This is a genomic window from Algoriphagus lutimaris, assembly GCF_017051705.1.
Taxonomy (GTDB): domain Bacteria; phylum Bacteroidota; class Bacteroidia; order Cytophagales; family Cyclobacteriaceae; genus Algoriphagus; species Algoriphagus lutimaris.
The window spans coordinates 1,322,616-1,335,811 of the sequence record NZ_JAFIDJ010000001.1 but is presented as its reverse complement, the minus strand read 5'-3'; the positions used below and the strand labels follow the sequence as shown (position 1 = coordinate 1,335,811).

Here is a 13,196-nt window from a genome sequence, read left to right as displayed (position 1 = left end):
TTAGGCTATTCAATTTTTACTTTGGGCTGATCATCTAAATAGCCAAGGGTTTGGAGGAATTCATCAGCTGCCAAAAGAGTCTTTTGATAGTATTCAAAATTGGGATAGTTGAAAAAGCCATGAGGCTGATTTTCATACAGCTTTAATTCACATATACTACCTACCTTTTCCATTACCAATTTATAATATTCAGCGGTAATAACAGGAACAAGACGGTCTTGAGTACCGAGCATCAAAAGAGTAGGAGGGGCTCCTGCTCTAATGTTGTGAAGCGGCGAAAAGCTAGAATATGTTTCCCCAATCCTTTCATATCCATAGCCTCCTGGACCATTGTCGATTACTGGGTTAAACAAGACCAAAGCGTTTGGTATTGGGCTGATGTCCAAAGGATCTGTCCTTTCATTAAAATCAGAACTCAATGCCGTAGCAGCAGCTAAATGTCCACCTGCGGATCCTCCAGAAGCGATGATTTTGGAAGGCGAAACATGGAACTCTACTGCATTTTTTCTGATATATCGAATCGCAGATTTTGCATCTTTCAAGGATTCAAAAGGGCTGGTTTGATGCTTGCTTCTTGTCCTATAGTCCACTAAAAAACAAACCAGTCCTCGCTTGGCAAAGTAATCAGCTTGGTGTTCAAAATGGGATCTATCTCCACTTACCCATCCTCCTCCAAAAAAGAAGACCATAGCTGGGTATTCTTGGGATGGGTCCATTTCTTCGGGATAGATCACTTCTATGAATAATTGAGTCGTATCTACTTCTTTGTAAAGGACTACTTCTTGGGCTAAAGCAATAGGAAGAAGCGTAAAAAACAATATTCCTATCAAAATTGACCGATGATTCATATTTCAAATGCTTTTTTTTGGAAGGATTACCTAATTAATAAATAAACTCAAATAATGTGGCTTTGACACAAATTATAAGAAGGTAAATAAATCTGTCATTCAAGCCATTGAAAGTTTTCTAAAGCAGCAATTTCACATCAATCACTATTTTTCAGACTTTAAATTAGTATTCAAGTTTAATGGTTGTGGTGGTCTGAGTTTTCATAATGTTCTCTGATCAGGTCTTTTCCAAAGTCCCCATCAAAATCTCTCCATACTGTATGGATGTGATTTGCATTGGTTTGTGTATTGTCAAATTCTATTAAGAATGACTTCCCTTGAATTCTATAATAATGTCCCGCACCTGATTTAGTAGCTCCTGCCCATCCAAATCTGATTTCACCCAGTTCTTCTTCTTGAATATTTTTCATCCTTTCCTTTGCCAATTCTTCAGGCATAGTTGATAGGTATTCATCAATAAGTCTTAAGAATACCTTTTGTTGACTGGAATTTAACCCATCGAATTTGATCCCTTCTGGAGATAATGGGTTTACTTCGATTGAGTTTCTTGTCACTATATCATTTATGGGGGCCTCTTGGAAAATAGCTATGGCTTTCTGCTCTGAATCGAGAGAATTGATCAATTGAAAACCTAGCTCCTCTTCTTTTTCTAAAGTTCTTTCCCCTTTTCTTGGTCCAGAAGGAATAACTGCAGGGTTTGCCCCAAAAAATCTTGGTGCAATGGTTTGTTTATTATTCAGAACTGTAAAATTTAAGGATATGTGATGCCCTTCAAAGGACCAAGACCAAAGGCTATCTGTTTCAGGATTACCGTAAAATGCCACAAAGAATTTTTCTGGGTCACGCATCACCGAGTCACCAGACATTTCTCTTAAAACATTTTCTAGATCAATAATCTTTTTGGTTTTTAAATACCCTGTTTCAGAAAGAGAAGATTGTAGTAATTCATGTAGTAGCTTTTTCTGGGTGACATTTAACTCTGCCAACGAAATACCAGCCCTCGGAAACATAGAACTTGGAATATAATGCCATTGGGTTTTTGTAGTGTCATCAAAAGAATACAGTACTTTTTGCCTTTGATGCTGGCTCATGGAATTCAAAAATTTGCCGGCGGGATTATCCTTTACAAGTATAAATGCTAGAAAAATGCTAGAAAAAATGACCAGGCCTACTAAAATATTTTTTTTCATAATGACCTATAATTAGTTTGAAATTGAATTTACTTACTACAAAATAGGACTTTTTGAAATAGGAATTCTCGGATTATCAAAGGAAACTCAAACCAACCTGTTTTTTAGTAAAAAAGAGTAGTAGAAGAACGATCAGACTTGGTACTATTAATTCTGGAAAAAAGTAAATCAGAAGTAAGTCAAGATTTCTTTAGCTATAAGTTGATGTCCCTTTTCATTGGGGTGGTTTCCCTGAGACATATACTCATTCAGGCAGTTACAGTTCTCTTTTAATTTTTGAAAAAGAGAGTAACTGTCCACCAATCCCACTTGATATTTTTTTGCCAATCCAATTATCTGTTGGCGATGTAAATCTAATTCATTTCCGGACTCTGTAAGGTCTATTTTAAGATCAGGTGATGGAGTTAAAAGGATTACTTTGATATTTTTCTTTAAAGCTTTGACAATCATTTTTTCCCATGCTTTTCGAGATTGATCCAAGCCAATTCCGCGGTCATTTAATGCATAGTCAATAAACAAGATGTTGGGTTGATGGGGGAGAACTTCCTTTTTAAATCTCTTTTGCCCACTATTAGAGTTCTCCCCTCCAATAGAGGTATTGATCACATTGACTACCGCAAAGGGATAAGCTTCTTTGATTCCTTTTAAAGCCAAAAAAGGGTAGGAATTCAGGGTATTAACCTCTGGAGTTTTAAAATATCCAGCCGGTACGCTGTGTCCATGAAATACCAGATTAATCGTTTTGTTCTTTGGCCATTCGACAGTTAACTCATCCTTCATATCATTCAGGTAATTTTCTTTTGAATTAGAATCTATTAATTGAGCAAAAGAAGTAGATGTGAGAAGGAATATAAATGAGGAGAAAAGTATTTTTTTCATGAACAAAATAAAGGATTATGAAATGTCATACGTTCCAAATTACAAATTCTCCTCGGAATCTTTTTGTGAGTAAAAGAAGAATATAAGTCAAAAGTAACAAGTACTTGAATACGGTTTTTCATAAAATCTAAAAATTGAATTCAATTTAATTTATAAAAAGCACATGGAATTGGACGAAGTAAAAAAATTGAAAATCAGGAAGATATAAGTAAGTATTTAGTAGTGGCTGAAGGTGTATTTGTATAATTGGATTACCAAGCAGGAGGAAGGATCTAAAAAAATACCTACAAGCCAATCTAAAAGATCATTTATTGGATGTTTGTTTCACTCGATTAAAATAAAAGTAATTGAGATCATCGGAATTGCTTTCAATGATATCCAATCTCTGATCATTGTTTAAATCATTTATGATGATATCATAGGTATCTAAATCCCCACTGGAAAGTTGAAATTCTTTCCAGATTTCAGCATTCTGAAAATTTAAAAAGACTTTATTAGGACTTCCTGAATTGGCAATAGCAATATCTATACTGCCATTATTGTCCAAATCTCCAAAATCCAAAGAATAGGATTCATCTGAACTAGAGTCAAAAATAATGTTTCGTTGGTAACTGAAGTTTGAATCTCCGAAATAGATCGCATTTGGCTCTCCAATATTTGCTGTAATGATATCCAGAAAGCCGTCAGAGTCTATATCGATTACTCCAACTGATCTGGTTTCATCTGAGCCAGTTCCAAAAATTATTCTTACATCAAAGGTTAGGTTTCCATCATTTAAGTAGATATAGTTTTGTTGCCCATCCCTATTTGCCAAAATCAGATCCATGTCTCCATCTTGATCAATATCGGCAACATCCACATCGATGGTTGAATCATCAGATGATCCAAACTCTATCCGTTCTTTAAATTCCCCTAGTCCGTTATTCAGACAAATTTCATTGACACGGCCTCGATTGGTAATTAAGATATCGATATCTCCATCGGCATCTATATCTACTGTTTTTAGGTTTCTTGTGGGTGAGTAATCATTTCCAAAAGTACCAGACTTGGTGAAGTTTCCCTTTCCGTCATTGAGGTAGATAGCATTAGGAGCCATATCGTTTCCTACGGCCACATCCAGATCCCCATCTCCATCAAAGTCAGCCAGTTCTGTAGCATAACTTGTTTCATAAACATCATCGAGCAGACGGGATACGGTAAAAATTCCGAATCCATTATTGAAAAAAACCTTATTGGTTTGAGGCCAATGCCTTCCATCTGCCACCACCACATCTATATCTCCGTCCTGATCTATATCTCCAGCGCTAATGGAAGCCGATTTTTCTTTTTCACCTCCAAGAATCAATCTAGAATTTGTAATAAATTCAACTTCCTGTGCATTCACCAGAAGCTGAAGAAAAATCAAAGGTGTGAATAATAACTTCTTCATATGGTGGACTGATAACTTATGGATATGATTTTATTTCTTTAATTCAACCGCTTTAATAAGCCTTCTAAAATTTCATCCTTCTCATCTAATAGATAGTCTTTTATATAAATATCTGGAATTACACCTTCTTCTGCGGTACTTCCATTTACCCGGACAATATATCCTTTGGAAACCTGGACTTCTATTCCTGAATTGGGTAATTTATATCTAAAAACTGATGCATATAAAGAAGGATAATCTCCAGTTTCCTCACCGACTATTTTACCAAATCTATAATCTTGAATTTGAGCTGCTGTAACAGCTGATTGAGAATGAGATTGTCTGTTTACTAGTACAAACACCTCACCAGTAAATCTCTTTTCTAGTGGCTGAGGTTGAATATCCTCAAATGTAAAATCAAATATTTCCCCATTTTTGTGTGAAAGAATTTCTCTCGAATACCGGGTAGTTGTATCATTATTTTTTCTAACATGGTCTTTCAAAAAACTACTGGTTTTCAAAGTGAATTTTGAATTCCATGTAAATGGTCTATCTGCAAAATAAGAAATCAAATAATCACTATAAGAGTTATCCCCACCTCCATTATTTCTAAGGTCAAGGATTAAATTTTCGCTTTTATTATTCCGAATTTCAACAAAAGCGGAATCGATGAATTTTTGATATGCTTGTTCATCACCTCCAAAATTGCCAGTATTTAAATAGGCCGAATTACCTAGGAATTTCAATTCCAACTTAGTGTTTAGAATCTCATCCCGTTTCATTTCAAAATCTTCAATGACTCGAATGGCATCTAGCGTATAATTAGATCTTGTACCCTTTGACTCTATTTCTACTCTGAAAGAATCCTGCATGCCAAATAGTTGCCAATAGTATCTGGGGAAAGAAAACAACTCTAATTTTACTTGTTTAAAGTAGGGGCGTTCAGCAGAAATTTGAGGATAAATTTTTGATAATATATCCGATATCGGAATCCCATTTACACTAATTAGCTCTGAGCCTAGTTTGATTTGATCTTCTTTCGACCAATTTTTTCGAATCAATGGTTTACCATTTTCAAAGGCAATTTCTAAAGGGAAAACTGTTCCTCCAGAATAGGCATATTCAGCGTAAGATTGACCTGGAAATGTAATTTCTGTATGTCCATTGTTAATGGCTGAGATTAATTGTTGGAAAGCTGTAGTGGTTTCCAGTAAACTCAGACTGTCCTGCTCGATGGATCCCTTTACTTTTTGATAAGTAGATTTAAAATCCTGCTCAGTGACATACGCATATACTTGATAATGAGCTTCAATTAAAGATTTATATAGGTAGTCTAAATCTTCCAAAACCTCTTCTTTAGAAAGAAGATTGGAAGTTGATTGGGCTAGGATAGACTGTGTAGATAGACATAAAAAAATGATTACTATCAGTATTTTTTTCATATAAGAAAGATTCAATGGATTAGGTATGATGAAGACAAATTGAATAATCTGCCATGATACCTCATGTGTGGCAATTACAAAAGAAAATTTAATGTCTTAAACCTATTCATACAATTTTAACCGGTTTCTGAGCATGGTAAGCTCTTCTTTCAGTTCTTTTTCTTTTTGTAAAAGATTAAAAACCACGTCAATGCCCTCCAAGTTAAGATTTAACTCGTTATGCAGTCGAATCATTTTTTCAAGATCTGAAATTTGATCTTGATGAATATACCAGTCCTTTTCAACGAATTCAATATGGATCAATCCAATTTCATTTAGCTCTTCTACAAAGGAATTGTCAATACCATAGTTTAAGCAGATGGTTTTGATAGCTATTAAGTGAGTCTCAACCATGAGTTCTAAGTTTTTGTAATTCTTTGAATAATTCTTTTTCACGTTCGGTTAACCCCGTGGGAGTTTTGATATGGTAAGTAATTATCAAATCTCCAAACTGCCCTTCTTTTTTGTATACTGGAAAGCCTTTTCCTTTTAATTTGGCTTTGGTGCCATTTTTGGTTTCTGGACTTATTTTGAGCTTTACCTTACTGTCAAATGTGTCAATGATGATCTCTCCTCCTAAAATGGCGGTGTATAAGTCCAGATCAACATCTTTATATAAATTGTCTCCTTCTCTCTTAAATGGGGTGGAGTTGGTGATGATAAATTTGATGTATAAATCTCCATTAGGACCGCCATTGATACCTGGCCCTCCGTTTCCTTTGATTTTGATTTGTTGTCCATTTTCTACTCCCGCAGGTACGGTCAATCTTATTTTTTTATCATTTACAGTTAGTATTTGCTTTTGGGTTGAATAAACATCTTTGAGATCCAAATGCAATTCAGCATTGTAATCCTGTCCCTTGAATTTTGGAGTTCTTTGACCGTGACTGGAATAGGTTCTTCCACCTCCGCCAAACATGGATTCAAAAAAATCTGAATAATCCTGACCCGAGAAGCTTCCTTGACCGGATTCATGTTGGGTATACTGTGATTGCTGACGCCTTTGCTGTTGAGCTTTTTCAAATTCCTCTCCATGCTTCCAATCTTTTCCGTACTTATCGTATTTCTTCCGGTTTTCTGGATTGCTTAACACCTCATTGGCTTCATTTATTTCTTTGAATTTTAATTCAGCCTCTTTATTGTCTGGATTAAGATCCGGATGGTATTTCCGAGCCAGTTTTCGATAGGCAGCTTTTATTTCTTTTTCCGTTGCAGTTTTCGAAATGCCTAATGTTTTATAATAATCTATGAATGCCATGAGATAAATTACTAGTTAGAAGCCCATATAATTTCGCTATTTTGATTGGCTTGTCCCTGAAATCCGGAAGAAATTTTCATTTGGATCCTATTTTGATCACTATTTTCCCTTGATGAAGCCCGTTACCAAAATATTGAACCAATCCAGGTATTTTATCAAAAGAATAAGGCCCATCAATTTGAAGTTTGAACTCATTTTTGAGCATAAATTGAGTAATACTTTCTAGATCTTTATTTGGAATCAAACTCAGAATGAGCAGATTTTTACCTGAACTTTTTCGCTTGAGTTTACTCCAAATAAAAATACTCAAGAGGCTTTTAATATGACCACCAATAGTGACATAGGTTCCATTTTTCTTTAATGCCTTCAAATAGCTTTTGGGTAATTTGGTAGATTTACAATCCAATATCAAATCGTACTGTTCGCCAGTTTGGGTAAAATCAGTGGTGGTATAATCAATTGCTTCATCAAACCCTAGCGCCCTCATTTTGCTTAATTTGACAGCGGAATCTACACCGGTGACATGGCATTGGTAAGTTTTGGCAAGTTGAACACCTATTGTTCCAACTCCGCCACCACCTCCGTTGATTAAAATCTTTTTCCCAGTCTTTATTCCCCCTAAATCCTGTAAAGCTTGAAAGGCTAAGGTAGCAGCATGTGGAATGGCCACTACTTCTTCAAAACTTAGGGCCTTAGGTTTTGGAAGTAATTCATGTTCTGGTACACAGATATATTCACCGAAAGTTCCGAAGCCAAAATTTGAAATATCTCCATATACTTCATCCCCCACATTAAACTTACTGACTCGAGCCCCAACTTTTTCTATGATTCCTGAAAGCTCCATTCCCAAAATTTTGTTTTTTGGCTTGGTTAACCCATACATGAGACGGTAGAGATAGGGCTTTCCTCTGACCATACTCCAATCATAGTCATTGATTGAAGTAGTGATAATTTTAACGAGAACCTCTTTTTCTTTTGGTTGTGGGAGATCAATTTCTTGTACCCTCAATACCTCCTTGGGAAGTCCATATTTTTCTAAAACAATTGCTTTCATAAAAAAAATAAGGTGGTGTGCCTGTTACAAGATAGCTATTTGTTTAAAGTATGTAGAATTGGGATTATCTAATTTGCATATGGGTTTTTACCCCATTGATATCTGTTGACTGGATCGAAATCTGGATTTGGTTTTGGCATCTGTGCCTTTGTGTTTTGTTGCCATTTTTTTAATACAGTTTTCATTTCCTCGAGTTTTGCAGGATAGCTGAATTTTAAATCAGTCATTTCACTTAAGTCAAACTCCAAATTATAAAGGGAGAATTCTCCTGATACCAGGTTTTCAATGATTTTCCAATTCCCTTTTCGTAGCGCAGACATGGGGACCGTGTGATGGTATACTGGATAATGAGTAAAAAGCTCGCGTTCAGAATCAATCTTATTTTCAGTGAGAACAGGAAGCATCGAAATTCCATCAAATACCTGTTTTTCAGGCATTGTTCCTTGTGCTAATTCTACAAAAGTTGGGAAAAAGTCTACACTGGAAACCAAGGCTTCAGTTTTGATTCCAGACCTTACTTTTCCAGGCCATCTCACAATCAATGGAACTCGAACTCCACCTTCATACACCGTTCCTTTTCCAGCTCTTAAAGGGATGTTTGTAGTGGCTATATATCTTAATGGATGACCTTCTGGATACACCTCCAAACTGCCTCCTGCCAATAATGGAATGTGATCGAACCGATTATTGACTCCACCGTTATCCGAATAAAAAATGAAGAGGGTTTCTTCTGCTAATCCTAACTTCTCAAGAGTTTCCATGATCTTTCCAACGCTGAGATCCACATGTTCGATCATTGCAGCATAAACTGCATTATTGGAATAATTTGGGTCATTTTCTTTGTTCAGGTATTTAGAAATCAATTCTTTATCAGCATCTAATTGAACATGAACATCGTAATGGGAAATGAAGAGAAAGAAAGGCTCTTCTTGATTTTCTTCGAGAAAATTAATTCCCATATCCGTGAGTACTTCACTTAAGCGCTTCTTCTCATTTGATTGATATTCAGGAGTAAATTTGGGCTTATAAAAACCTCCTCCTACATACGTATGGGCTTGGTCATAGCCTCTGTTTTGAGGAAGATGTTCTGGATTGTTTCCTAAATGCCATTTCCCAAAATACCCGGTCTTGTAACCAGCGGACTGCATAGCTTCTCCAATTGTTATTATTTGATTGGGTAGGTGCTGAACTTCATGATGGGGAACAGTGACCTCTTCATAGGGTCTCCAATGCCCTGGAATAAAATCGAAAATTCCTACTCGTGCTGGATATTGTCCAGATTGAATACTAGCTCGAGTAGGGGAGCATACTGGAGCTGCATAGGCATTTGAAAACACCATACCTTGAGATGCAAGTTTGGAAATATTTGGAGCTTCATTGAAGCGATTTCCATATACCGGTAAATCCCGACCACCTAGGTCATCAGCCATGATGAGTACGATGTTGGGTTTCTTTTGGGCAAAGCTGGAATTGAGAAAAAATAAAATCCAAAAAAGGGCAAAAGTCACTTTTGATAACTTCATAGGAAAGGGTATTTGGGTATAAAGGGTAAATCAACTCAACAATAAAAAGATTTCAAGTGTAGCCTTGAGGATCAGATTAATACAGTTTAATTTAAAAGGGAAAATGGAACTAGCTATCCTGCCCAAGTAGGATAAAGAAAAAATGTTTTCAATTGGCTATTTTGGAGAATCAAGATTTTCGGTGATTTTATTGATCATTCCTTGAAAAATGAATCCGTGAAACGGGAATACTGCAAACCAATACATTCTTCCTGAAAGACCCCAAGGGCGAAAGGTAGCGGTTTGGGTTAATACATGATCTTTAAAACTAAACTCTAACCAGGCTTCCCCCGGAAGTTTCATCTCTGCAAAAAGTAATAACCTACCCTCTTCTTTATCCGCATAAAGTACCCTCCAAAAGTCCAATGCGTCTCCAGGTGATAAATTGGAAGGGTGACTTCTCCCTCTTCGGAGCCCGACTCCTCCGTATAATTGGTCCAAAAAACCTCTGATTTCCCATAACCAATTGCCATAATACCAACCAGTATCTCCACCTATATTCCAAATTTTGTCCTTGGCTTTTTGAATACTCTCTACTTTTTTAGTCCGGACATCTTTGAAGCAACCATAAGTTGGGACATTTCTCCGTAGGGCTAATTTCTTATTGATGACTCCGCTACTCCATGAATCCTTCCAACTGGATAAAATCTCATGTTCATCAATTTTGTATAAGGTTCTTTTTAAGGCTGTTTTATAATCAATAGGAGTGATCTGCAGGATTTCATTGATTTTACTTTCTTTACATATAACTTCTATTTTCATACTGCTTACTAACGCAGTCGCTAAATTATAAGAAGTTGAAGTAACGAAATAAAGCCAATAGGAGGAGATTTTGGGAGTCATCACCGGTACAATAAATATTTTCCTTTCTAAGCCTCTTGCTTCTGCGAAACCCAAAAGCATTTCTTTATAGGTTAGTATGTCTGGTCCTCCTATATCAAAACTTTGATCATACAGCTCTTCTTTGAAAAGTGCTCCTACTAGAAACTTGATCACATCAGAGATTGCAATTGGCTGACATTTTGTATTCAACCATTTGGGGGTAATCATCACCGGAAGTTTTTCCACCAAATCCCGGATAATTTCAAAAGAAGCACTCCCTGAACCAATGATGATTCCAGCTCGAAGCGTAGTAAAGTGGTAATTACCTTTTGCCAGCTCTTCTTCTACAGCCTTTCTGGATTTTAGATGCTTAGATAACTCTGAATCATTGATGATTCCGCTGAGATAAATTACATGTTTGGCATCGGTGCGATTGACGACCTCTTTGAAATTTTGGGCGCACTTCATTTCCATCTCCTCATAATCTGAGGAAGCGGCCATAGAATGTAATAAATAATAAGCTCCCTGAATGTCCCGAGGTATATTTTTTAGTGAATCTCGATCAAGAAAATCTACTTCTATTATTTCTAAAAGATGATTATTTTCTTCCGGCGGGTTAAAACGATTTTTGTCTCTCACGCAGCAGATAACCTGATACCCTTTTTCCAATAAAACAGGGAGGATTCTTTTTCCAATATATCCAGAGGCACCTGCCAGCAGAATTTTCATTTAATTTTCTTTCGTTTCTAAAGCTTTAATTTCTTGATATACCTCTTCTGCTTCTGCCAGTTTTTTATCACTTTCCATTCGATTGACTGTAGAAAGCTTATAAGATTCCTGTTGAAGCTTTTGATACTTTTCTTTTAGCAAGTCTATTTTAGACTTCTTTTTGAATAATCCGAACATATGTATTTTAGTTAATTCCAGCCATTCCTCCATCTACATGAAAAACCTGTCCTGTGATCCAAGAGGATTTTTCTGAAAGTAGAAAATTGGCCATTTCTGCAATATCTTGAGTACTTCCTATTTTTTTTAACGGGTGCCGTTGTGCATTCGCTGATTTTTTCTCCTCTGAATTCAATAATTTTTGAGCTAATGGAGTGTCTGTTATGGAAGGAGCGATTGCATTCACCCGGATGGATGGAGCCCATTCTGATGCAAGAGATCGAGTCAACCCTTCAATTGCTCCTTTGGAGGCAGCCACTTGGGTATGGAAATTAAATCCATTTTGGACAGCTACGGTAGAAAATAAAACTACAGAAGAATTTCCTGAAGCTTTAAGACGGGATGAAACTGCTTGTAAGATTTTAATCGCTCCAATTACCTGAAGTTCATAGTCTTGAACAAACTCTTCTGGTTTAATTCTGGAAAATGGCTTTAAATTGATACTACCGGGACAATAAGCAATTCCATCAAGCTTTTCAGGCAAAAAATCCAGGTTGAAGTCTTCTTCCAATACATTCAATGGATTGAACGAGAGGTTTGGGATTTCAGATTCCACAGTATTTTTAAAATAAGTTCCAAATACTGTATGCCCAGATTCAGCTAAAATTTTTGCAAGGGTGTTTCCGATTCCTGAAGAAGCTCCAATGATTAAATAATTTTTCAATGGTTTATGTTTTTTGTTGATGAGCAAATAGGTATTCAAAATGGTTGTTAAGATAAATCTTTTGAAACCTTGTTATTTTCAATAAACCACGAGCTTGCTTGATTGTTTGAGGAAGCTGAAGCAATAAAATTGATTTCTCCTTTAAGGGATAGAAAATCCATTATAAGAGTATGAATGTTTATTTTACTTTAAACTGATTCAAACTAGGAAACTTCAAAGAATGCTATTTCCAATGAGTTTATAAACCCATTGATTGGGAATCATATCGATGGTGATATTAATTCGCTCTGTTTGACTGGGATTTAAAATATAGTGAGGATCAGTGAGACGCAAGTACCAACATTCACCGGGCTTCATCAGGACTGGTTCTTTGTTTAAGTAAAAATGAGTGTTTTCATTTAGTACTGGAATAGTTAATCGAATGACAGATTTTTCAATGTGTAATCCTAAAGTAGGGTCTGTATGTTCTTTGACATTGGCACCAGGGGCAAGCCTCAGAATTCTTACCAGATTTACAGTAGTGTGTTCTTGAAATTGATTGACAATGCTCTTCAGATAAGGTGATTTTTTTAATGCATTGGTATCCATCCAGTCACACCAAGTACCATCCGCATAATCTTCTGCTGGAGGAGGAAAAGGCAATGATGGGTCCACCAAATGAGCTGGAGCACGTAAGGAGATTACATCATAATACTCGAAATGATTGAGTTGTAATGCCTTAACTTCTTCGAAGATTTTTTCTACATCAAATGAAAAAGGAAGCTTGATTCGGTCTAACTCTAAAATAGATGGGCTAGCTTGGTCCATGGAATAAAATGAATGGAAATGATTTTGAAAAACCTTAATATAGAACAATTTTAGAAATGAAGGTTGACTAAAATCACTTTAGGATTTCAATAGATATTTCTTTTTAATAATTCCCTGATGTTTAAATTCACATTTATTCCCAGTACCCATGTAATGTTGCAACAAGTTCATTACCCAATAATTGCTGATTTTATTTAGATAAAGTGTGCAATCTACCTGTCACTTGAGTAATTGCAGAGTTGCTTAGAATCAAACCAGATTAAAGACTGGAAGGATAG

13 protein-coding genes are annotated in these 13,196 nt (G+C 36.1%); all 13 read right to left on the bottom strand.

The window, feature by feature from the left end; translation table 11 throughout:
* Positions 1-5 precede the first annotated feature (5 nt).
* The 13 genes from JYB62_RS05425 to JYB62_RS05365 all read right to left on the bottom strand — a co-directional run bounded on the left by JYB62_RS05425 (position 6) and on the right by JYB62_RS05365 (position 12,918).
* Positions 6-848 (bottom strand): alpha/beta hydrolase, encoded by an 843-nt coding sequence (locus JYB62_RS05425; protein ID WP_205644396.1) that lies wholly within the window; start codon positions 846-848, stop codon positions 6-8.
* Between the two features lie 176 nt (positions 849-1,024).
* Positions 1,025-2,038, bottom strand: coding sequence for a DUF3500 domain-containing protein (locus JYB62_RS05420; RefSeq protein ID WP_262897656.1), 1,014 nt, complete (start codon positions 2,036-2,038; stop codon positions 1,025-1,027).
* Positions 2,039-2,206: 168 nt separating this feature from the next.
* Complete coding sequence (locus JYB62_RS05415) at positions 2,207-2,917, bottom strand: SGNH/GDSL hydrolase family protein (RefSeq protein WP_205644394.1); 711 nt, start codon at positions 2,915-2,917, stop codon at positions 2,207-2,209.
* A 304-nt stretch (positions 2,918-3,221) separates the two neighbouring features.
* Positions 3,222-4,346 carry an FG-GAP repeat domain-containing protein gene (locus JYB62_RS05410; RefSeq protein WP_205644393.1) on the bottom strand — a complete coding sequence of 375 codons (1,125 nt, stop codon included), beginning with the start codon at positions 4,344-4,346 and terminating at the stop codon, positions 3,222-3,224.
* Positions 4,347-4,384: 38 nt separating this feature from the next.
* Complete coding sequence (locus JYB62_RS05405) at positions 4,385-5,767, bottom strand: S41 family peptidase (RefSeq protein ID WP_205644392.1); 1,383 nt, start codon at positions 5,765-5,767, stop codon at positions 4,385-4,387.
* 102 nt (positions 5,768-5,869) lie between these two features.
* Entirely contained in the window at positions 5,870-6,160 is a 291-nt protein-coding gene (locus tag JYB62_RS05400) for a chaperone modulator CbpM (RefSeq protein WP_205644391.1), read from the bottom strand.
* Positions 6,153-7,064, bottom strand: a complete 912-nt coding sequence (locus JYB62_RS05395; protein WP_205644390.1) for a DnaJ C-terminal domain-containing protein — start codon at positions 7,062-7,064, stop codon at positions 6,153-6,155. Before JYB62_RS05395 ends, JYB62_RS05400 begins: the two co-directional genes overlap by 8 nt.
* Positions 7,065-7,140: 76 nt before the next feature.
* The gene (locus JYB62_RS05390) at positions 7,141-8,118 is read right to left on the bottom strand and encodes an NAD(P)-dependent alcohol dehydrogenase (RefSeq protein ID WP_205644389.1); all 978 of its coding nucleotides are present in this window, start codon (positions 8,116-8,118) and stop codon (positions 7,141-7,143) included.
* A 68-nt stretch (positions 8,119-8,186) separates the two neighbouring features.
* A complete protein-coding gene (locus JYB62_RS05385) occupies positions 8,187-9,641 on the bottom strand; it encodes a sulfatase (protein WP_205644388.1) in 1,455 nt (484 codons plus the stop codon).
* A gap of 156 nt (positions 9,642-9,797) precedes the next feature.
* Positions 9,798-11,231 carry an SDR family oxidoreductase gene (locus tag JYB62_RS05380; protein WP_205644387.1) on the bottom strand — a complete coding sequence of 478 codons (1,434 nt, stop codon included), beginning with the start codon at positions 11,229-11,231 and terminating at the stop codon, positions 9,798-9,800.
* The gene (locus tag JYB62_RS05375) at positions 11,232-11,408 is read right to left on the bottom strand and encodes a Lacal_2735 family protein (RefSeq protein WP_205644386.1); all 177 of its coding nucleotides are present in this window, start codon (positions 11,406-11,408) and stop codon (positions 11,232-11,234) included. It lies immediately after the preceding gene.
* Positions 11,409-11,415: 7 nt separating this feature from the next.
* Positions 11,416-12,111, bottom strand: a complete 696-nt coding sequence (locus JYB62_RS05370) for an SDR family NAD(P)-dependent oxidoreductase (protein WP_205644385.1) — start codon at positions 12,109-12,111, stop codon at positions 11,416-11,418.
* A gap of 213 nt (positions 12,112-12,324) precedes the next feature.
* Positions 12,325-12,918, bottom strand: coding sequence for an aspartyl/asparaginyl beta-hydroxylase domain-containing protein (locus JYB62_RS05365; RefSeq protein ID WP_205644384.1), 594 nt, complete (start codon positions 12,916-12,918; stop codon positions 12,325-12,327).
* Between the last annotated feature and the right edge of the window lie 278 nt (positions 12,919-13,196).